This window comes from Sulfitobacter guttiformis, from assembly GCF_003610455.1.
Classification (GTDB): Bacteria; Pseudomonadota; Alphaproteobacteria; order Rhodobacterales; family Rhodobacteraceae; genus Sulfitobacter; species Sulfitobacter guttiformis.
This window is the reverse complement of sequence record NZ_RAQK01000001.1, coordinates 369,196-389,090: the sequence shown is the minus strand read 5'-3', so window position 1 is coordinate 389,090 and position 19,895 is coordinate 369,196. Positions and strand designations below refer to the sequence as shown.

At 57.1% G+C, this 19,895-nt stretch carries 18 protein-coding genes and 1 tRNA gene; 10 read left to right on the top strand and 9 right to left on the bottom strand.

What is annotated here, in order from left to right; all coding sequences use genetic code 11:
• Nucleotides 1-595: 595 nt before the first annotated feature.
• Nucleotides 596-672 (top strand) — tRNA-His (locus C8N30_RS01855).
• Between the two features lie 100 nt (nucleotides 673-772).
• Here C8N30_RS01855 and C8N30_RS01850 read toward each other — a convergent pair.
• Entirely contained in the window at nucleotides 773-1,075 is a 303-nt protein-coding gene (locus tag C8N30_RS01850; RefSeq protein WP_025062793.1) for a DUF6476 family protein, read from the bottom strand.
• Between C8N30_RS01850 and C8N30_RS01845 the strand changes: the two genes are divergently transcribed.
• On the top strand, nucleotides 1,074-2,108 hold the full coding sequence (locus C8N30_RS01845; protein WP_025062792.1) for an RluA family pseudouridine synthase: 1,035 nt from the start codon (nucleotides 1,074-1,076) through the stop codon (nucleotides 2,106-2,108). The two genes, C8N30_RS01850 and C8N30_RS01845, sit on opposite strands and share 2 nt — an antisense overlap.
• Nucleotides 2,109-2,292: 184 nt before the next feature.
• Entirely contained in the window at nucleotides 2,293-3,189 is an 897-nt protein-coding gene (gene rpoH / locus C8N30_RS01840) for an RNA polymerase sigma factor RpoH (RefSeq protein WP_025062791.1), read from the top strand.
• 122 nt (nucleotides 3,190-3,311) lie between these two features.
• On the opposite strand, the gene C8N30_RS01835 is transcribed toward rpoH, so the two are convergent.
• The 5 genes from C8N30_RS01835 to C8N30_RS01815 all read right to left on the bottom strand — a co-directional run bounded on the left by C8N30_RS01835 (nucleotide 3,312) and on the right by C8N30_RS01815 (nucleotide 9,105).
• Nucleotides 3,312-5,132: a M3 family oligoendopeptidase gene (locus tag C8N30_RS01835; RefSeq protein ID WP_025062790.1), complete on the bottom strand. Its 1,821-nt coding sequence runs from the start codon at nucleotides 5,130-5,132 to the stop codon at nucleotides 3,312-3,314.
• Between the two features lie 62 nt (nucleotides 5,133-5,194).
• Nucleotides 5,195-6,793, bottom strand: coding sequence for an ATP-dependent DNA ligase (locus C8N30_RS01830; RefSeq protein WP_025062789.1), 1,599 nt, complete (start codon nucleotides 6,791-6,793; stop codon nucleotides 5,195-5,197).
• Complete coding sequence (locus C8N30_RS01825) at nucleotides 6,790-7,815, bottom strand: ligase-associated DNA damage response exonuclease (RefSeq protein WP_025062788.1); 1,026 nt, start codon at nucleotides 7,813-7,815, stop codon at nucleotides 6,790-6,792. Before C8N30_RS01825 ends, C8N30_RS01830 begins: the two co-directional genes overlap by 4 nt.
• A gap of 38 nt (nucleotides 7,816-7,853) precedes the next feature.
• A complete protein-coding gene (locus C8N30_RS01820) occupies nucleotides 7,854-8,801 on the bottom strand; it encodes an alpha/beta fold hydrolase (RefSeq protein WP_025062787.1) in 948 nt (315 codons plus the stop codon).
• Between the two features lie 13 nt (nucleotides 8,802-8,814).
• On the bottom strand, nucleotides 8,815-9,105 hold the full coding sequence (locus C8N30_RS01815; protein ID WP_025062786.1) for an SCP2 sterol-binding domain-containing protein: 291 nt from the start codon (nucleotides 9,103-9,105) through the stop codon (nucleotides 8,815-8,817).
• 76 nt (nucleotides 9,106-9,181) lie between these two features.
• On the opposite strand from C8N30_RS01815, the gene C8N30_RS01810 reads away from it, so the two are divergent.
• The 5 genes from C8N30_RS01810 to C8N30_RS01790 all read left to right on the top strand — a co-directional run bounded on the left by C8N30_RS01810 (nucleotide 9,182) and on the right by C8N30_RS01790 (nucleotide 14,227).
• On the top strand, nucleotides 9,182-9,745 hold the full coding sequence (locus C8N30_RS01810; RefSeq protein WP_025062785.1) for a tetratricopeptide repeat protein: 564 nt from the start codon (nucleotides 9,182-9,184) through the stop codon (nucleotides 9,743-9,745).
• 19 nt (nucleotides 9,746-9,764) lie between these two features.
• Nucleotides 9,765-12,665, top strand: coding sequence for a helicase-related protein (locus tag C8N30_RS01805; RefSeq protein ID WP_025062784.1), 2,901 nt, complete (start codon nucleotides 9,765-9,767; stop codon nucleotides 12,663-12,665).
• Between the two features lie 9 nt (nucleotides 12,666-12,674).
• Nucleotides 12,675-13,064, top strand: coding sequence for an RNA-binding S4 domain-containing protein (locus C8N30_RS01800; RefSeq protein ID WP_025062783.1), 390 nt, complete (start codon nucleotides 12,675-12,677; stop codon nucleotides 13,062-13,064).
• A 52-nt stretch (nucleotides 13,065-13,116) separates the two neighbouring features.
• Entirely contained in the window at nucleotides 13,117-13,452 is a 336-nt protein-coding gene (gene fdxA / locus C8N30_RS01795; protein ID WP_025062782.1) for a ferredoxin FdxA, read from the top strand.
• 262 nt (nucleotides 13,453-13,714) lie between these two features.
• Nucleotides 13,715-14,227, top strand: a complete 513-nt coding sequence (locus C8N30_RS01790) for a CarD family transcriptional regulator (RefSeq protein WP_025062781.1) — start codon at nucleotides 13,715-13,717, stop codon at nucleotides 14,225-14,227.
• A 57-nt stretch (nucleotides 14,228-14,284) separates the two neighbouring features.
• On the opposite strand, the gene cobS is transcribed toward C8N30_RS01790, so the two are convergent.
• Nucleotides 14,285-15,034, bottom strand: coding sequence for an adenosylcobinamide-GDP ribazoletransferase (gene cobS, locus C8N30_RS01785; RefSeq protein ID WP_025062780.1), 750 nt, complete (start codon nucleotides 15,032-15,034; stop codon nucleotides 14,285-14,287).
• 65 nt (nucleotides 15,035-15,099) lie between these two features.
• Here cobS and cobT point away from each other — a divergent pair, with 65 nt between their 5' ends.
• The gene (gene cobT, locus C8N30_RS01780; RefSeq protein WP_051567189.1) at nucleotides 15,100-16,125 is read left to right on the top strand and encodes a nicotinate-nucleotide--dimethylbenzimidazole phosphoribosyltransferase; all 1,026 of its coding nucleotides are present in this window, start codon (nucleotides 15,100-15,102) and stop codon (nucleotides 16,123-16,125) included.
• Between the two features lie 56 nt (nucleotides 16,126-16,181).
• Here the strand turns inward: cobT and C8N30_RS01775 are convergent, their stop codons facing one another.
• The gene (locus C8N30_RS01775) at nucleotides 16,182-18,092 is read right to left on the bottom strand and encodes a cation:proton antiporter domain-containing protein (RefSeq protein ID WP_025062778.1); all 1,911 of its coding nucleotides are present in this window, start codon (nucleotides 18,090-18,092) and stop codon (nucleotides 16,182-16,184) included.
• A gap of 11 nt (nucleotides 18,093-18,103) precedes the next feature.
• Complete coding sequence (locus tag C8N30_RS01770; RefSeq protein ID WP_025062777.1) at nucleotides 18,104-18,559, bottom strand: Lrp/AsnC family transcriptional regulator; 456 nt, start codon at nucleotides 18,557-18,559, stop codon at nucleotides 18,104-18,106.
• Nucleotides 18,560-18,697: 138 nt separating this feature from the next.
• Here C8N30_RS01770 and hppD point away from each other — a divergent pair, with 138 nt between their 5' ends.
• Nucleotides 18,698-19,807: a 4-hydroxyphenylpyruvate dioxygenase gene (gene hppD / locus C8N30_RS01765; RefSeq protein ID WP_025062776.1), complete on the top strand. Its 1,110-nt coding sequence runs from the start codon at nucleotides 18,698-18,700 to the stop codon at nucleotides 19,805-19,807.
• Nucleotides 19,808-19,895 lie beyond the last annotated feature (88 nt).

Genomic DNA, 19,895 nt, shown 5'->3' with positions numbered 1-19,895 from the left:
CGAGCAAGTTTGATTTGCGCACGTTCTCCCCGGCGACCGTGATTGGATAATGGATCGCCACATCGCGCAATACTGCCGGTCAGAGGGCATGGATGCGAATTTTTGGCGTTCGGGTAGGCCAGATTTTAGATGACTATATCTCTGGCTACGACCCCAAGCGTGAGCGGGTTTGGATCGCATGGTAGGGTGGTGTTCGCCTCGACTGGATTTTTTGTGGGCGGTTGGACGGTAGCAGAGCATAGTTGCGCCTGTTCCATTTGGCACCAGCCGCCCTTTGCTTGGGGAGAGGGAGGGCCGAATGCCGGACACACGCACGGCATAGGTGAGGCCGCAGGGCTATCACGAGAAGCAGCTTTGAACCCATGAAAGCCATGCAGCAGCCTGTACTCTTTATCTGCGCAACGGTTGGCAGGTCATCGATCAGAAGGCAATTGTCTCGTTCGGTCAGGATTTGATCGAGCAGACGATGCGGCGGCCACAGTAGGTGCGCGCGTGCAAAGTCTGCATTTGATACTCAGTGCCGGGCGAATGGATGAAAAAACCCTGCCAATAGGAGTTGACGGGCGCGCAGTAGCCCTCTAATCACCACCGCAGTGCCGGAGTAGCTCAATCGGTTAGAGCGCGTGGTTGTGGTCCACGAGGTAGTTGGTTCGAAACCATCCTCCGGTACCACCTTCAAAAATTAATGCTTTTTGAATGTGTGGGATACAGGGTACTTTGCTTAAGCAACTCGGCTCACCTTTGATGGAATATCAGTCAGCCCATATTTCCCTCAGTCCACCACAACAGTTTGTCGTAGCGCGCCAGTCATCCGGTCATACACCAAAATCTCGCCTGCTTCTGTTACGATCGCATACCAATCAGGGGCTTGTGTGAAAGCAATTGCCTTTGCGCCATCGGGCAATGTGATCTCGCTCGGCAAAATTGGCATATCGCTGGTCAGGCGCGTGACAAGCAGGCCGATAACGATTACGACCCCAAAAACCATGACCGTTGTCAGGACCGTGACCATGCGCCGCAAAAAACGCAGGTTTGCCGGCTCTGCCAGATCGGTAAGTTCGGGAAGTTCATCCATGTCGCACCGCCGTATATCGTTTATCTTGGGGGAAACACCCCCGCCGCGCCTTGATAAGGCGCTTGCCCGTGATGTGCCAGAGGATGCGAACCTTTCGCGCACCCGCCTGATGAAGTTGATTGATCAGGGCGTGGTGTTTGTGAATGGCGAGGTCCAACGCGATCCACGTGCTGTTGTAGGCGAAGGCACAAAGATTGACATCGATGTAGAGGAAGCACAGGAAAGCCACATCCTGCCCGAGGATATACCGCTCGAGATTATATTCGAGGATGCTGACCTTGTGGTGATTAACAAGCCTGCTGGCATGGTCGTACACCCCGCACCCGGATCGCCCTCTGGCACGCTGGTCAATGCACTGCTGGCCCATTGTGGTGACGATTTATCGGGCGTGGGCGGCATGAAGCGCCCGGGAATCGTCCACCGGATCGATAAAGAAACCAGCGGCCTTTTGGTCGTGGCGAAATCGGATGCTGCGCATCACGGGCTGGCAAAGCAGTTCGAGGCGCATACGGTCGAGCGGTACTACCGTTGTCTCGTTTACGGCGTGCCAGATGCGAATGATCCGCGCTTGCGCGGAGTGAAGGGAGTCAACTTCGAGGCGGGAAATATCCTCAAGATGACCACCGGCCTTGCGCGGCACAAAACCGACCGGCAGCGGCAGGCGGTTATTTTCAATGCGGGGCGTCATGCGGTCACGCGGGCGCGCACGGTTGCGCGGTTCGGCACGCCGCCCGTACTGGCGTTGATGGAGTGCTGGTTAGAAACCGGGCGCACACACCAGATTCGTGTGCATATGGCACATGCGGGTCACGGGCTGGTCGGGGATCCGACCTATGGCGGCAAGCGGAAGCTGGCGCGCGCGGCACTGCCAGAAACTCTCGCGCAGAGGATCAAGGAGTTCCCGCGTCAGGCCCTGCACGCAGCCGTTCTGGGGTTTGTGCATCCCGTCAGTGGAGCGGCGATCCGGTTCGAGGCGCCCCTTCCTGCGGATATGACCGAATTGCTTGACGCGCTGGAGCCTACACGGGCCTGATACCTGTCATAAATTGCACAAGACTGTGAAGAATTTGATGGATCGTTTTGCCTTCCTCTTTGTTGTGTAACTGTAAGCAAAACGGTGATCTCCGATCTTGTAAGGCAAGACCGGCAATCCCATATTGATGTTAAGCTCTGTTACATGCTTGTAAAAGAAGGGCGCCAAGGAAGGGACGAACACCATGGCCAATTATGCAAATCTGCCGGCACCAACGCCCGAAGGCGGTCTCAACCGCTATATGCAGGAAATCCGGAAGTTCCCGTTGCTGGAGCCGGAAGAGGAATACATGCTCGCCAAAGCGTGGGTGGAGAAGGAAGATACAGCCGCTGCACACCGGATGGTCACCTCCCACCTGCGACTCGCTGCGAAAATCGCCATGGGCTACCGTGGTTACGGGTTGCCGCAAGCGGAAGTAATTTCGGAGGCCAACGTTGGCCTGATGCAGGCGGTTAAACGCTTTGATCCTGAAAAGGGTTTCCGCCTTGCGACTTATGCGATGTGGTGGATCAGGGCCTCGATTCAGGAATATATCCTGCGGTCATGGTCACTGGTGAAGCTCGGCACCACATCGGGCCAGAAAAAGCTGTTCTTCAATCTGCGCAAGGCCAAGAATAAGATAGGCGCGCTGGAAGAAGGCGATCTACGACCCGAGAATGTTACGACCATCGCAACCCAATTGGGCGTCACGGAGGCCGAGGTCATATCGATGAATCGGCGGATGTCGGGCGGGGATGCCTCGCTCAACGCGACTGTCGGCTCCGAGGGCGAGGGGACAATGCAATGGCAGGACTGGCTAGAGGACGAGGACGCCGATCAAGCGGGGGACTACGAGGCACGCGACGAGCTTGAGACGCGCCGCGAGATGCTGGCCGAAGCGATGGACGTATTGAATGACCGTGAGAAGGATATCCTGATGAAGCGGCGGTTGTCAGACGAGACAATCACGCTTGAGGATTTGAGCGGCGAATACAATGTGAGCCGCGAACGGATTAGACAGATTGAGGTGCGCGCTTTCGAAAAGTTGCAACACCGGATGCAGGAACTTGCTGGCGTAAAAGGTATGGCCGTCGCGGATTAACAGATAAACCGCACCGAAAATACAAAAGCCGCTCCCTTTTGGGGGCGGCATTTCTATTTCCACATGTTGGTTCGGGGTCCGTGGCAAGGCGCCCCTATTTCAGAGGGGCGCCTGTGCGGATCCTATTCTTCCATCGCTTCCAGTTCGTCGATAAAGCCTGAAATCATGCTCAGCCCTTTATCCCAGAACGCAGGATCCGAAGCATCGAGGCCGAAGGGGGCGAGCAATTCCTTGTGGTGCTTGGACCCGCCAGCCTTGAGCATGTCGAAATATTTATCCTCAAACCCTTCGTGGCCGCTTTCGTAGACCGCGTAGAGTGCATTCACGAGGCCATCCCCGAAGGCGTAGGCATAGACGTAGAAGGGCGAGTGGATGAAATGCGGGATGTAGGCCCAGAAGGTCTCGTAGCCGTCCATGAACTCAAACTCTGGCCCAAGGCTCTCGTCCTGAACACTCATCCACAGTGCGTTGATGTCATCGGGCGTTAGTTCACCGTTGCGGCGGGCGGCATGGAGTTTGCATTCGAAATCATAAAACGCAATCTGGCGGACGACGGTGTTGATCATATCCTCCACCTTGCCCGCAAGCAGGACTTTGCGCTCCGACTTTGACTTGGCGTTCTCGAGCATTTTTCGGAACGTTAGCATTTCGCCAAACACAGAGGCCGTTTCCGCCAGAGTGAGCGGCGTGGAGGACAGCATCTCGCCCTGACCGGCGGCGAGGACCTGATGCACTCCGTGTCCCAGCTCATGCGCCAGCGTCATTACATCGCGGGGTTTACCCAGATAGTTGAGCATTACATAGGGGTGCACATCGGTGACGGTCGGATGCGCGAATGCACCTGGCGCTTTGCCCGGCTTTACGCCCGCGTCGATCCAACCTTTGCGGAAGAAAGGCTCTGCCAGCTCCCCCATACGTGGATCAAAGGCAGTATAAGCGTCCATCACCATCTTCTCGGCGCGAGGCCAATCGACGATTTTCGGGTCTTCCATCGGCAGGGGCGCGTTGCGGTCCCAAACCTGCATCGTGTCCAGCCCCAACCATTTTTTCTTAAGCGCGTAGTAGCGGTGCGACAGCTTGGGGTAGGCCTTAACCACAGCATTACGAAGCGCCTCTACAACCTCAGGCTCGACGTGGTTGCTGAGGTGGCGGGCGGTTTGGGGTGTTTCCATTCCGCGCCAACGGTCCATCACTTCTTTCTCTTTAGCTTGGGTGTTGTGAACACGGGCGAAGGTTTTGATATTCTCTCCGAAAACCTCTGCAAGCTCACGGGCACCGGCCTCGCGGTTGTCCCGGTCGGGATCAGTCAGCAGGTTCAGCGTGCCTTCAATGCCCAGCGTCTCACCGTTCACGTCGAATTGCAGGCCCGCGATGGTTTCGTCAAACAAGCGCTCCCATGCGTCCCCCACGACGCCCATATCGTGTAGAAACTTCTCCATCTCATCGCTCAGCTGATAAGGTTTCATCGCGCGAATACGCTCGAATATGGGGGTGTAGCGCGCCAGATCGGCGTTCTGGCCCAACAGCGCGTCGAGGTGTGCATCCGCAAGTGTGTTCAGTTCGAGCGTAAAAAACACAAGAGGGGTGGTGAAGCTGGTGATGTTTTCCTGCATATCGGACATAAATTTCGCGCGACCGGAATCGGTGGTCAGCTGGTAATACCGAAGGCCAGCGTAGGACATGATGCGACCGGCAATCTGGTTGATCTTTTCATTACGCAACACACAATCGAGCAGACCTGCAGCGTCAAGCGTGCCAAGCTTGCCCTCATAGTCCGCTGCGAAACTTGCGCAGGCTTGCTCCAGCCAATCGAGATCGCGCTTGAGCTCGGGGGCGTCCTCTGCGGTATAAAGATCGTCGAGGTTCCACTCAGGCAGATCGCCAAAGGATGGTTTTGCACTTGAGGCATTGGCGTCACGGACGGGAAAAGGCAGTGAGAACATGGGAAATCCTTTAAACATTTGTGTCATAGGTAGGGGTCGCCACCCGGAGGGGCAAGGCGTGATCAGCCGTAAATACGCAGCATTTCATTGAGATCTTCGAGGGTGTTCGCCTCAGTTGCCGGCTTGTCCTGCCGCCAGCGCAGCATTCGCGGAAAGCGCAGGGCGACACCGGATTTATGGCGCGGCGAGGCCTGAATGCCCTCGAAGGCGATCTCGAACACATGATGTGGCGTGACCTGTCGCACGGGCCCGAAACGCTGGAGCGTATTTTTGCGAACCCATGCAGTGATCTTGCGAAACTCGGCGTCAGTCAGGCCGGAATAAGCTTTGGTGAACGGAACCAGCGCCTCGCCGTCGCGGACGGCGAAGGTGTAATCGGTGAACAGGTTGGCACGGCGACCCGATCCTGATTGGGCATAGATCATCACCGCATCGATTGTCAGCGGTGCCAGTTTCCACTTCCACCAGTCACCCTTTTTGCGTCCTGCGAGGTAGGGGCTGTCGCTGCGTTTGAGCATCAGGCCTTCCGCTTGCGCATCACGTGCGCCGTCGCGGTACGCATGGAGGTCTTGGGGCGTTGTGAAAGGGAGTTGCGGCGACAGTTTTATCGGTGCATCCGGCGGAAGGTCCACGCAGGCCGCCTCCAATAGGGCGCGGCGCTCCCTAAACGGCAGCGTGCGGATATCTTGGCCCTTCCACTCCAGCATGTCATAGGCGTGCAGCACCACCGGGGCGTCCTTAAGCATCTTTTTCGGAACAATCTTACGTCCGATACGAGGTTGTAAGGTGTTGAAACTGGCGGGAAAGGCCTGATCCGTGTGCCAGACAAGCAGTTCCCCGTCCAGCACTGTGCCATCGGGGAGGTAGTCAACAGCGCGGGCGAGCTCTGGGAAACGATCGGTCATCAGCTCTTCGCCGCGCGACCAGACGAAATGCTCACCCCCGCGGACGATGAGCTGGCCACGGATCCCGTCCCACTTCCATTCGGCGCGCCAATCATCTGGATTGGCGAGGGACTCAGGCCCGTCCTCCAGCGCGTAGGCGAGGTAGAAAGGGTAGGGACGCGAAGCATCCGCAGAGGCGTCTTGTGCCTCGATCAGCGCATGCCATGTGGTATCGTCAGGGTGCCAGTTGCCCATGAGGCGATGCGCAAGCTGAGCTTCGTCCTGATCTGTTGCGCGGGCCAGAGCGCGGGTCATCAACTTCTGGCTTACGCCGACCCGCATCCCTCCGGTTATCAACTTGTTGAAGATGAAACGCTCCGTCCCGCCGAGACGCGCCCACGCGTCTAGGACAAAGGCCTTTTTGGTTGGCTCGTCTGCTTTATAAACCTCACGCAAGTCATTGATCCATTGGGACAGTGAGCGATTGTCGCTGGTCTGGTTCGGCGGCAGGACAAGGGCAATAGTTTCGGCCAAATCACCCACCACCGGATAGCATTCTTCAAAAAGCCACAGCGGAATGTCAGCCACCTCCGCACCCCATTCGCGCAGGCGGGTCGTTGTTACAGCGCGTTTTGGACGGCGGCCAGAGAACAGCGCGATTGTCCAAAGCTTGTCCATGTCTTGCGCCTGCTTGAAATACTCTGCTAACGCATTGACCTTTATTGTTGTTTTCGTGCTTTGATCAATTGCTGTAAAGAGGGCCGTAAACGCTTTCATGTGGCCTCTCCGTTGTCGTCGGCGGCATCCAGATTTTCGCCCTCGAATTGGGTCGGGACAACCTGTGCATTATATCCTTGTTCATTAAGGTATCGCGTGAAGGTGTCGGTGTAACCATGTGTTACATATATATTTTCAGCCTCGGTTTGCTTGACCGCCCACAGTAGTCCTTGCCAGTCAGCGTGGTCGGAAATGACAAAACCACGGTCGCTTGCACGTCGTCTGCGCACCCCGCGCATTGCCATCCAGCCAGAGGCGAAACCGCTCTCTTGAGGACCGAATTTTTTGGACCACGCAGAACCAAGTGCGGAGGGAGGCGCGATAACAATGGCCCCTGGGTGGGTTTTTGCAGTGACTTCTTTATTTGCGAGCCGCGTTTCGGGCAGTATGATGCCTTGGGCACGCATGACGGCATTGGTGTTTTCAACTGCCGTATGACACAAAATCGGGCCTTGATCGGGATCAAGCATGGACATGAGGCGCTGCGCCTTGCCCAGCGAGTAGGCCCCCAGAAGTGCAGTTTTACCGGCTGCAGCGCAGCTGCGCCACCAATCGTTAAGCTGGGCTGCAACCTCCGTTTGTGCCGCCCAGTTAAAAACGGGGAGACCAAAGGTACTTTCGGTGATGAAATGGTGGCAACGGACGGGCTCGAACGGGGTGGACAGTCCATCGTCGATGATCTTGTAATCACCCGACGCGACCCAAACCTCGCCGCCCACTTCGACGCGGATTTGCGCGGATCCCGGGACGTGTCCGGCCGGATGGAAGGATACCGTGGCACCGCCGATGATACGCTGTTCGCCGTAGGCGATGCCTTCGGCGGTAATGTCGCCCAGACGGTGGCGCATCACAGGAAGGGCGTCATGTGTGGCCAGATAGCTGCCCATCCCCCAACGGGCGTGATCCGAATGGCCGTGGGTTATGAGTGCACGGTCCACCCGCCTCCACGGATCGATATAGAAATCGCCAGCAGGGCAATAAATGCCTTCAGGAGTAAATGTAAGAACCGGATCATGCTGCATGCATTAATATGTAGGAGGTAAAACTGGCTGTGCCAGCCCTAGCCTGTGGTTGTGTTAAGAAACATACCGGCAATTTCATCGAAAATCGGGAGACGTATTTCAGGCACTTCCATCAGCACTTCGTGTTCGGCCCCTTCAACGATGCGCAGTTGCCCGCCTTTCCAACCCTGCATGCGGGCGTGGATGCGTGGTACGTCGACGATCCGCTCGTTGGTCCCCACAAATGTGAGGCTGGTGAGGTTCGGGGCGGCACGCTGTGACAGATGCTGTGTCTCTGCCAGAGCTTCGCGCAGCCAGACATAGCTGGGGCCGCCAAGCTGCAGTGCGGGATGCGCGGTGATCTGGTCGCGCATCATGTCATACATTTCTGCATCTGTGGTCAGCATGTTATCGTCGAAGGGCGCTGTCAGCGGGTATGGCGTTGTGGTGGTGCCCAACGGCATGCGGTGACCTTGGTTCAGCTTTGGCATCAGGCTGCTGAGGAGTTTTGCGGGCAGCCGCATATGCGGCGCGATATGAATACCCCACATTGGCGCGGTGAAGGCGGCGGCCTGTACCGACAGCCCCTCCATAACGGCGCGCAGGCCGATGGCGCCACCCATTGAGTGGGCGACCATAAAATAGGGGCGTGGCAGATTAAGGCTGCGTGCAGAACGAATAAGAGCGGCTACGTCTTTTTGATAATCCGGGAAATGGTCGACATGGCCGATAAGCGGATCGTCGAGAATTCGGTCAGCAAGGCCCTGACCCCGCCAGTCGATCGCCGCGCACGACAGGCCCCGCGCCGCAAACTCCGCCGCTGCATTTGCATATTTTTCGATATATTCGGTACGGCCCGGAAAAATCAGGACCGTGCCCTTCGCCTGCTCCGCCGCCCAAACACCAAGCCGTATCTGCTTTGCGTCGGATGTTTTGAGCCAATACGCCTGGCCGTTGTCAGGGCCGGGGTAAATGTCGGTGAACAGAGGGGCAGGCGTAAGGGTCATAGGGTTGGGTCGGTTATGCCAACGCAGAGGCCAGCTTCATCGCCATCCCCATGTCACCATCGACCTTGAGCTTGCCGGTCATGAAGGCCGATGTCGGGTTCGTATCGCCCGACATGATGCCCTGGAATGTCTCCGGATCGGCGGTGAGGGTCACATCAGCTTCTTCGTCGCCAGCACGCACGCCGGAATCATCAACCATTACAGAGCCTTCACCCTCGATCTCGAATTTCACAGTGCCGCCGATTTCAACGCCGTCCATCTTTGCAGACAGTACTTTTACCGCTTCGTTGATCATGTCGCTCATTATTTGGCCCTTTTTTGGCAAATGGTGGCGGTCGTCACTAGAAATCGCTCCCCCACCTGTTACATTCACTGTTGTTATGGTCAGATACATCGTCAACCTCAAACATACCGTTACGGCACTTGGATGTGCTGTGTTGCTGTCTGGCCCCGCAAGTGGGCAGCAGGCGCCGCAGATATCCGAACTTTTGGAGGCGTTGCGCACCGCGCCGCCCGAGCAATCAGCCGCTGCAGTGCGTAATGTTGAGCGCGAGTGGTCACGCTCCGGCTCTGCTGCGATGGATCTGTTGCTCAAGCGCGGGCGGGATGCGATGGCCGTAGGTAATTTCGATGTAGCGATCGGCCATTTGACTGCCTTGACGGATCACGCACCTGATTTCCCCGAAGGGTATCACGCGCGCGCAACTGCATTCTACCGCGCCGGGTTATATGGTCCTGCGCTCGATGATCTGGAAACGGCCCTCGCGCTCAACCCCGACAATTTCAACGCAATTTTCGGCCTTGGCGTTTTGTTTGAGGAGCTTGGCAACGAACGCCGCGCTGCCGAACTTTACCGCCGTGTGCTGGCGCTGAACCCGCACCATGAAAACGCCGAAAAGGCGCTTGAACAACTTAAAACGATCGGTATTGGTCGCACCCTCTAATCCAAGTTAGGACATTGCGGTGAACACGCAAGGCAGGGTTGTGGCAGTTTTGGGCCCGACCAACACCGGCAAAACGACCTACGCGATCGAGCGGATGCTGGGGCACCGGACAGGTGTTATTGGCCTGCCTTTGCGTTTGCTTGCACGCGAAGTCTATGACCGGATTGTAAAGGCGCGAGGACCATCCGTGGTGGCGCTGGTCACGGGCGAGGAGCGGATCGTGCCGCCGCGCACACAATATTGGGTGTGTACTGTCGAGGCGATGCCTGAGGGCATGGGTGCTGATTTCGTCGCCGTAGATGAAATCCAGCTCTGCGCTGATCCTGAGCGCGGCCACGTCTTTACAGATCGTCTTTTGCGCGCGCGGGGCCTGCATGAGACGTTGTTCATGGGGTCTGACACCATGCGCGGCACCATTGCCGCACTGGTACCCGAGGCGCAATTCGTACACCGCGAGCGGATGTCTGAATTAACCTATGCAGGTCAGAAAAAGATAAGCCGGATGCGTCCCCGTAGCGCAATTGTGGGGTTTTCAGTTGAGAATGTTTATGCAATTGCAGAGCTGATCCGCCGCCAAAAAGGGGGGGCAGCAGTGGTTATGGGCGCGCTCAGCCCACGCACGCGTAATGCGCAGGTCGATATGTATCAAAACGGCGAGGTCGATTATCTGGTGGCCACGGATGCCATCGGGATGGGTCTCAATCTGGACGTCGATCATGTGGCGTTCAGCTCCCTTTCGAAATTTGACGGGCGACGTATGCGCCCCCTTGCCCCCAATGAGCTGGCGCAGATTGCAGGGCGGGCAGGGCGCGGCATGAAGAACGGCACTTTCGGCGTAACAGGCGATGTTCCCCCGATGGATGACGGTGTGGCGCGTGCAATCATGGATCATAAATTCACGCCCCAGACCAAAATCAACTGGCGCAATCCGAACCTTCAATTCGGCACAATCGCCGCTTTGATCAAATCATTGGAGGTGGGCCCCGATCATGAGCGGCTGGTCAGGGCACGGGAGGCGGATGACCTACGCGTGCTCAAGACGCTCGGCGAGGATGCGGAAATCGCCGCGCGCTGCACCGACGGCCCTTCTGTTAAGCTGCTGTGGGATGTCTGCCGGATACCGGACTTTCGCAGTATCTCGAATGCCGAGCATGCGAACCTGCTGGAGCATATTTACAACCATCTCCATCAACGCGGCAGCATCCCTGACGACTGGCTGGCGCGACAAATAAAACGTATTGATCGAACCGATGGCGACATTGATGCGTTGAGCAAGCGACTGGCTTTTATCCGAACGTGGACATATGTGACCCAGCGCAAAGGATGGACAAATGACGAAAGCCATTGGCGCGGGGAAGCACGTGTCGTAGAAGACAGACTGTCGGACGCCTTGCACGAACGTTTGACCCAAAGATTTGTAGACCGGCGCACATCCGTGCTTTTGCGCCGGCTAGGACAGAAGGAAGCCATGGTGGCCGAAGTGAATAACGAGACCGGTGAAGTAACCGTTGAAGGTGAATTTGTAGGCAAGCTGGACGGTTTCCGGTTCCGCGCTGACAAAGGCGCAGGCACGGCTGAGAATAAAACGATCAAGACGGCAGCGCTTCAGGCGCTGGCGCCTCAGTTCCATTTGAGGGCTGACCGTTTTTATAATGCGCCGGATACAGAAATTGATTTCACCGAGCAGGGTGGCCTGATGTGGGGCAGCTCGGCTGTTGGGAAGCTGGTTACTGGATCCGATGGCCTGAAGCCTCAGGTTGAAGTGTTTGTTGACGATGTTGCCGGGCCGGAGGTTGCACAAAAGGTGCAGCGCCGCTTGCAACATTTCGTTGATCGCAAGATCGCAAACTTGTTTGAGCCGCTTTTAGCCCTCAAGAATGATGAGGCTCTGACGGGGTTGGCGCGGGGCTTTGCCTTCCGCATGGTTGAGGGCTTTGGTATTTTGCCACGGGCGGAGTTGACCGAGGAAGTCAAATCGCTTGATCAGGATGCACGTGGTGCGCTTCGCAAACACGGTATCCGTTTTGGCCAGTTTACAATTTTTATGCCCCTTTTGCTAAAGCCTGCGCCAACACGGTTGCGGCTGGTGTTATGGTCATTGACCAAGGGCTTGTCGGAATTCCCCGAATCGCCTCCTCCGGGTCTCGTAACCATCCCTGTAGAGCAGGGTGCGCCTGCCGGGGCCGACACAATGTCGGGCTACCGTAATGCGGGTACGCGGGCCATCCGCATCGACATGCTGGAGCGTCTGGCAGACATGTTGCGCGCAGAGGATTCGCGCGGCGGTTTTGAGGCAAAGGCCGATATGCTGTCGATATCAGGCACAACGCTGGAACAATTCGCCGATCTCATGCGCGGCCTTGGATACAAGGCCGAGGCGGGCGAGCGCACAAAAGTCAAAATAGTGACCGAGGTGATGCCGAAAGCAGCGAAAGACATTCCAGCCGATACGCCGATTATGGATGTAAACACGCCTCCTGAAGGCGCGATCATAGATGATCCTTCTCCTGCAATGCCCGCAGACATCGATGAAGCGGTGGCGGCTATCGAGGATGAAGGTATCGCACCGATCCTCTCGGAGCCGTCCGAGGGGGGAGAGGTCGCAGCCGCGATTCCGGACATGTCTGAAACGGAAACGCCACAAGGCACTGCACCGGATGCGCAGATCGCGGGCGCCGAGATGGAGACATTTTATACCTTCACGTGGGCGCGTGCGCCGCGCCGCCAGCCACCTGCAGGCGGGGACCGTCCTAAAGGTAAGGGTAAACCAAACCAGCGCGGGAACAAAAAAGGACCACGCGACGGAGATAAGAGCGGTAAGGTACAGAACTTCTCTGCTCGCCCTGCAAAACCCGAAAAGAAGATCGACCCTGACAACCCGTTTGCTGCGGCCCTGATGGGCCTCAAGAATGATAAATAACAGGCTGATATGACAGAAACCCCTGCGCAAAAACTCCGACTGGATAAGTGGTTGTGGTACGCGCGGTTTTTTAAAACACGCACTCTGGCGGCAAGTACTGTCGCCGGGGGGCATGTGCGGGTGAACGGCACACCCGCTTACAAACGCAGTGCGACAATTACGCCCGGCGATGTGCTGACTTTCCCCAAAGATGATCATATTCGTGTGATCCAGATAGATGCACTGGGCATGCGGCGCGGCCCTGCACCCGAAGCGCAGGCACTTTATACCGATATGGCGCCGCCTGAACGCGCTGACAGGGACAAAATTGCGCATAATCCGGCGTTTGAGGGAAAAGGTCGCCCGACAAAGCGCGACCGCCGTCAGCTTGATCTTTCTAAGGCACGCCACCTTGAATGATGGGCGTGGCTGTTCTAGCTACTGGGCAGGATAACCTGACAGAGACAAACCCATGACTTATATCGTGAACGACGCCTGTATCGCCTGCAAATATACCGACTGTGTCGAGGTATGCCCCGTGGATTGTTTCTACGAGGGGGAGAACATGCTCGTGATCCATCCCGATGAATGTATTGACTGCGGTGTATGCGAACCGGAATGCCCTGCTGATGCGATCCGTCCCGACACTGAGCCGGACATGGAAAAGTGGGTCGAATTCAACCGCATGTATTCAATACTCTGGCCGGTTATTATTACAAAGAAGGATCCTCTGCCATCGGCAGAAGAGATGGACGGAAAAGAGGGCAAAATGGACCTTTTCTCCGAGACGCCCGGCGAGGGCGGCTAACCTTAAAGTGGACTGGTTGTTCAATACTTTTGGCCAGCTTAGGCTTGTGTTGCGCTGAAAAATTGTCTCCCTTTAAAGGGGGGCATTTTTGTGTTATGATTCTTTCGATGATAATACGATTAACACCCACAGACGCCGCCCTGCCACGGCGCATTTGACCATTAAATATTAGACGCGGGTCTCGCGGGCGATAGCCCGGTGGGTGCCGTGTTTGTTGCGCGTTGCCTCTTGCAGGCAGGGCCATTTCAGGAGCTTGAACAGCATGACGAAAACAAAAAAACTCGACTTCCGCCCCAACGAATTTGTCGTTTATCCGGCTCATGGCGTAGGCCAGATCGTATCGGTTGAAGAGCAGGAAGTCGCGGGCATCACGCTTGAACTGTTCGTGATCGCATTCGAGAAAGACAAGATGACGTTGAGGGTTCCAACCCACAAGGCCACCGAAATCGGCATGCGTGCTCTCAGCTCTCCAGATGTGATCGCGCATGCGATGAAGACCCTCAAGGGGAAAGCAAAGGTAAAGCGTGCGATGTGGTCCCGCCGGGCACAGGAATACGAGCAAAAGATCAACTCGGGTGATCTGATCGCGATTGCCGAAGTGGTGCGCGATCTGCACCGTACAGACGACCAGCGCGAGCAGTCCTATTCCGAGCGTCAGTTATACGAAGCGGCACTGGAGCGTTTGACCCGCGAAGTTGCTGCCGTCGCAAGTGGCGACGAACTGGCCGCAGCGAAGCAGATCGGTGATGTTCTGGAAAGCCGCATCGCAGCCTGATTGGTTTGAAAACTACATGAAACCGCGTCCGGCCCTGCCGTGGCGCGGTTTTTTATTTTAAAGGGCGGCTGCACAGATCAACAGGATCGCCGTCTCGCCCAGCTGTTGCGCAGCGCCCAAAACATCGCCGGTCTGTCCGCCGATCTTCCGCTTTGCAAGCAAGGCAGTTGCGAGACCGACGAGAGCAGCAACGCAGATGGCCGCGATACCGAGCGACCCCAAACACAAAAGTGCCGCTAACGCTCCGATAGCCGCTGCCGTGACTGCGGCCCTGCGTGGGGGCACGCCTACGCTGCGCGAGAGGCCGTCAACGCGCGCATGGGGCAGGCCGTGCATCAATGCGGGCATAATGCCCCGTGACAGCGCCGCTGCCGCCACTATGGCCCAGCCGCCACTGCCCAGCAGCACGCTCAGAGCGCTGATTTTTGCCAGACAGACAAGGATTAATGCCAACACACCATAGGTTCCGATCTGGCTGTCGCGCATGATGTCCAGCCGCCGCGCCGTTGTGGTGCCGCCCCAGAACCCGTCAAACATGTCGGCGAGTCCGTCCTCGTGCATCGCACCAGTGAGCAGTATCATCGCCCCCAGCGCCAGCACCGCAGACCCTGTTACCGGCAGCCCGAGCGACAGGGAAATCTGTCCTGTCAGCGCACCGATAGCGCCCACCACAAACCCGACAAGTGGATAGGCCCAGACCGCGCGCGGCCCCTGAGAGAACGCGTTCTCCGGCAAATGCGGCAGCGGCAAGCGGGTCAATAGCACGAAGGCCAGCCAAAGCTGGCGCAGGGGGTCGTTTTTATCCATCAAGGAGCCTTTTCCACGGTTGTGAGCTGCGCCCTATTGCGTAAACAGGCACAAGCACTGTGGCAATGAAGGTTATCAAAATGGTCGAGTTTTCTGATTTAGACGCGTTTCGCGCTGCGCTGGCGGATATGCCCGATGTTGACGCAGCGGCCCGCGACGGTGCCGCAGATCGCAATAGCCAGCTAACCAAACCGCCCGGCGCGCTGGGACGGCTGGAGGATATTGCGCAGTGGTACGCAGGCTGGCGCGGTAATTCGCAGCCGCGCATTTCAGCCCCGCAGATTATTGTGTTTGCCGGGAATCATGGCGTGGCGGCGCAAGGCGTGTCCGCCTTTCCGCCCGAGGTGACTGCACAGATGGTGATGAATTTCGAGCATGGGGGGGCCGCAATCAACCAGCTGGCGCGCGCAGCCGGTGCGCAGCTCGATGTGCACGCGCTCGAGCTTGACCGCCCTACGGATGATTTTACAAAGGGGCCCGCCATGTCGGCGGAAGATATGCTCGCCGCCCTCAGCACGGGCTGGAATGCTGTGCGCACAAATGCCGATCTGCTGGTGGTTGGAGAGATGGGCATTGGCAATACAACTCCCGCCGCTGCTCTCGCCGCCGCCCTTCTTGGGGGCGATGCTGCGGACTGGACAGGGCGGGGAACAGGCGTAGACGATACCGGCCTTGCCCATAAAACACGTGTGGTGGATGAAGGGCTGGCGCTGCACAAAGGGAAAGGCGACGGAATTGAGACGCTTCGCCGTCTGGGCGGTCGTGAACTGGCTGCGATGGCGGGGGCGATTGCGCGCGCGCGCAGCCTGCGTATTCCCGTTATCCTTGACGGGTTTATCTGCACTGCCGCCGCAGCGTGCCTTGCGCATACGCATATCAGCGCACTTGACCACTGCCTCGCGGGCCATCTCAGCTCCGAAGGGGGGCATGACCGCCTGCTGGCTGCCCTGAACAAATCACCGCTTTTGTCGCTCGGCTTGCGGCTGGGCGAAGCTTCTGGCGGGGCGCTTGCCATCCAGATTGTGAAAGCAGCGCTCGAATGCCACAGCGGAATGGCTACGTTCGCCGAGGCTGGAGTCAGCGGCAGTTAAGAGCGCCGGAACATAAAGCGGGAACTACGCAGCGGACCGCGGGACGCGCAAGCGCCTCACGCTTGCTTTTCCTCGTCTTCATCAGAGCGGTTCAGAAACGCGGTTTCCAGATCTTTTTCCAGCTCTTTTGCGCGTTTGACATAGGCTGGATTGTCAGCGGGCGCCACATCGGGGCGCCAAAGGCCTGCCAGCTCACGGACCGACATCCGGTCGTGATGGTAGAAGATCCGTTGCGCTTCTGCCGCCTCGTATTCCGACAGGCCGAGATTTTCGAGCGCGTACCGCCCCGCCCGCAAGGACCCGTCGAACATTTCACGGACGATGTCATTGGCACCGGCCTGATACAGGTGGTACACATCTGTGCGGTCATGGGCACGTGCAATGATATGAAGGTCGGGGCGTTGCGCACGGGCATATGCCACCAGTTGGCGAGCTGCCTTGCGGTTATCTAGCGCTACAACCAGAACCCGCGCATCGGCAAGCCCGGCCTTGCGCAGGACATCCGCACGCGTGGGATCCCCCAGAAACGCTTTGAACCCGAAGCGGCGCATAACGGCGATGGTATCGGGGTTATGATCCAGTACCACAGTTTCGAACCCCGAAGCCTGCACCAGACGGTTGACGATTTGACCGAAGCGGCCAATCCCCGCAATAATCACCGGCCCTTCTTCGTCGATTTCGTCATCGGGGGGGCGCACGGTGGCATCGGCACTGCGTTTCGAGATGACATCATGCAGAATAAACAGCAAAGGCGTGATCAGCATGGTGAGTGCAATGACCAGGAGCAGGGTCTCGGCCACCCCGTCAGGCATCACGCCCGTCGCCACAGAAAAGCTCACGAGGACAAAGCCGAATTCGCCCGCCTGTGCCAGTCCTAGCGCAAACAGCCACTGATCGCGTCCCCGTAAATTGAACATGCGCCCCAACACAAAGAGGATCACACCTTTTACCAGAATGACCAGCAGGGCCATACCCAGAATGATGGTAAGATCGGAGGCCAGCAGCTCGAAGTTGATGCCTGCGCCCACGGTAATAAAAAACAATCCCAGCAGCAGGCCCTTGAATGGTTCAAGGTCGGTCTCAAGCTCGTGGCGGAACTCGGAGCTGGCGAGGACCACTCCGGCGAGGAATGCACCGAGTGCAGGCGATAGACCGACCAGCATCATCGTGAACGAGATGCCGACCACGATCAGCAGGGCGAGGGCGGTATACATCTCGCGCAGGTTGGCCGAATGAATGTAGCGGAACACGGGGCGTGTAAAGAAGACGCCGGTGATGATGATACCGGCAATGGCCCCGATGGTAACAAGGGTTATACCCCACGCAGGCAAGCTTTCGATAAAGGTAAATGCAGCATCGGCAGGCGACGAAGAAGCATGCCCTGAGTTGCCGGCTGCGTCTGTTGCCGTATCGATGGAAATTGATCCGTCGGGTAATGCAACCGCACTTGTAAGGGTCACGGCGATCAACGGCAGGAACGCCAGCATCGGGATCACAGCGATATCCTGCGCCAGCAGCACCGAGAAAATCGAGCGTCCGCCAGCTGTCTGCATAAGCCCTTTTTCCGAGAGGGTCTGGAGGACGATCGCAGTCGAGCTGAGCGAGAGCGTCAGGCCAACCGCCAATGCCACGCCCCAAGGCTGGCCATAAGCCATAGCGATGCCCATGATTGCGAGCGTGCTAAGACCTACCTGTAGTCCGCCCAAGCCCAGCAATTTATGCCGCATGTCCCAAAGCGCTTTTGGTTCAAGTTCGAGCCCGATCAAGAACAGCATCATTACAACACCGAATTCGGCAAAATGCTGTAGGTCTTTAGTCTCAGCGCCCACAAGTCCAAGAACGGGACCGATCAGGATGCCCGCCGCCAGATATCCCAGCACCGATCCCAATCCCAGCCGCGCGGCGATAGGCACGGCTATGACCGCGGCAGCGAGATAGACCGTAGCCTGAAACAGAAAACCTTCCATGGGGATCCTTTTTAAGTGGGTAGTGGACCGTCGCGCTTGAGTTGGTCCATGACAATCTGGCTGTGCACACGCGAAACAGCCTTATGGGGCAGCAGGACCTCATGAATCAACCGGTTCAGCGCGGGTAGATCTTCACAATAGACGCGCAGCAGGTAATCTGCATCCCCCGTCATTGTCCACGCGCTCACAATCTCGGCACGGGTGGCGACAAGGCGCGCAAAGCTGCGGGAATGCTCGGGTCCGTGGGTGCCGAGGTGGACCTGAACGAATCCCTGAACTGAAAGCCCCAAACGCCTTGGATCAAGCTGAGCGGTGTAGCTTCGAATTACGCCGTCAGCCTCGAGCTTTTGACGGCGGCGGCCGATTTGGGAGGGGGAGAGGTTCAATGTCTCTGCGAGTTGATGTGCGGTCAGATGCGCGTCCTGTTGCAGGGCGTTGAGCAGTCTTTTGTCAATTTCATCCAGCATCGTGCGCAAGTTCCGCATAGTTCCCTATAATTATGCGGGAAGTTTTCGAAAATGACCATAGGTGTTCCCGATTATGCGCAAACTTCGTGCGCCCTGCGCGATATGGTAACGCAAATAGCTTAAATCAGGAGTACAGCCATGGGTCCTTTCCCGCACGATGCACCGAAATCCATTATCTCGCCCGAGAATCCCGCCGGAACGGACGGTTTTGAATTTGTTGAATATGCCTCGGCTAATCCTGAAGAACTGCGCGAGGTATTTCGCAAGATGGGGTACACCCATGTGGCCAATCACAAGACAAAAAGCATCGAATTGTGGCAGCAGGGCGATATCACCTATGTTCTGAACCACGATCCCGACAGCTTTGCCGCAAAATTTGTAGAAATACACGGCCCCTGTGCGCCTTCGATGGGCTGGCGGGTTGTTGATGCGAATGCAGCACTGGCCCACGCTGTCGCACAGGGTGCTGAGGAATATACCGGCGACGGCAAGGTGCTTGACGTGCCGGCTATCATGGGGATCGGCGGTTCGCTGCTGTATTTCATCGACCAGTATTACGACACCTCGCCCTATAACTGGGAATACGACTGGATCGCACAGTCAAAGCCGGAAGGCGTTGGTTTTTACTATCTCGATCACCTGACGCATAACGTATTTAAGGGAAACATGGACAAGTGGTTCAAGTTTTACGGCGATCTTTTCAACTTCCGTGAAATCCGGTTTTTCGACATCGCGGGAAAGTTTACGGGCCTCTTCTCACGGGCGCTGACCTCACCCTGCGGGCGCATTCGCATCCCTCTCAACGAGGATCGCGGTGAGACCGGCCAGATTGTTGCCTATCTGAAGAAGTACAATGGCGAAGGCATCCAGCACATCGCTGTAGGCGCGCGCAACGTCTATGACGCGACAGATGCGATTTCGGACAACGGGCTCAAATTCATGCCAGCGCCACCTGCTGCTTATTATGAGCTGAGCAAGACGCGTGTGGTAGGCCACACCGAGCCGATCGACCGGATGAAAAAGCATGGCATCCTGATCGATGGCGAAGGCGTTGTCGAGGTGGACGGCAAAGAAGGCGGCGAAACACGGATTTTGCTGCAGATATTCTCGAAAACTGTGATTGGCCCGATTTTCTTCGAATTCATTGAGCGTAAAGGCGACGACGGCTTTGGTGAGGGGAATTTCAAAGCTCTGTTCGAGAGCATCGAGCAGGAGCAGATCGACAGTGGCGAGCTTGAAGCGAGCTGAATAAATGATCGCGTTCTGAATAAAACAATGCGCGGAGTTTTATCCGCGCATTCGTTATGGAGTATTCAAATCGTGTGGGACCAAGTGG

Excerpts from the sequence above, each read along its gene's own strand:
- cobT (WP_051567189.1), top strand. The coding sequence starts at position 15,100 with ATGAAGGTTATCAAAATGGTCGAGTTTTCTGATTTAGACGCGTTTCGC.
- C8N30_RS01800 (WP_025062783.1), top strand. The coding sequence starts at position 12,675 with ATGACAGAAACCCCTGCGCAAAAACTCCGACTGGATAAGTGGTTGTGG.
- rpoH (WP_025062791.1), top strand. The coding sequence starts at position 2,293 with ATGGCCAATTATGCAAATCTGCCGGCACCAACGCCCGAAGGCGGTCTC.
- C8N30_RS01845 (WP_025062792.1), top strand. The coding sequence starts at position 1,074 with ATGTCGCACCGCCGTATATCGTTTATCTTGGGGGAAACACCCCCGCCG.
- fdxA (WP_025062782.1), top strand. The coding sequence starts at position 13,117 with ATGACTTATATCGTGAACGACGCCTGTATCGCCTGCAAATATACCGAC.
- C8N30_RS01835 (WP_025062790.1), bottom strand. The coding sequence starts at position 5,132 with ATGTTCTCACTGCCTTTTCCCGTCCGTGACGCCAATGCCTCAAGTGCA.
- C8N30_RS01850 (WP_025062793.1), bottom strand. The coding sequence starts at position 1,075 with ATGGATGAACTTCCCGAACTTACCGATCTGGCAGAGCCGGCAAACCTG.
- C8N30_RS01775 (WP_025062778.1), bottom strand. The coding sequence starts at position 18,092 with ATGGAAGGTTTTCTGTTTCAGGCTACGGTCTATCTCGCTGCCGCGGTC.
- C8N30_RS01790 (WP_025062781.1), top strand. The coding sequence starts at position 13,715 with ATGACGAAAACAAAAAAACTCGACTTCCGCCCCAACGAATTTGTCGTT.
- C8N30_RS01830 (WP_025062789.1), bottom strand. The coding sequence starts at position 6,793 with ATGAAAGCGTTTACGGCCCTCTTTACAGCAATTGATCAAAGCACGAAA.
- hppD (WP_025062776.1), top strand. The coding sequence starts at position 18,698 with ATGGGTCCTTTCCCGCACGATGCACCGAAATCCATTATCTCGCCCGAG.
- cobS (WP_025062780.1), bottom strand. The coding sequence starts at position 15,034 with ATGGATAAAAACGACCCCCTGCGCCAGCTTTGGCTGGCCTTCGTGCTA.
- C8N30_RS01815 (WP_025062786.1), bottom strand. The coding sequence starts at position 9,105 with ATGAGCGACATGATCAACGAAGCGGTAAAAGTACTGTCTGCAAAGATG.
- C8N30_RS01825 (WP_025062788.1), bottom strand. The coding sequence starts at position 7,815 with ATGCAGCATGATCCGGTTCTTACATTTACTCCTGAAGGCATTTATTGC.
- C8N30_RS01820 (WP_025062787.1), bottom strand. The coding sequence starts at position 8,801 with ATGACCCTTACGCCTGCCCCTCTGTTCACCGACATTTACCCCGGCCCT.
- C8N30_RS01810 (WP_025062785.1), top strand. The coding sequence starts at position 9,182 with ATGGTCAGATACATCGTCAACCTCAAACATACCGTTACGGCACTTGGA.
- C8N30_RS01770 (WP_025062777.1), bottom strand. The coding sequence starts at position 18,559 with ATGCTGGATGAAATTGACAAAAGACTGCTCAACGCCCTGCAACAGGAC.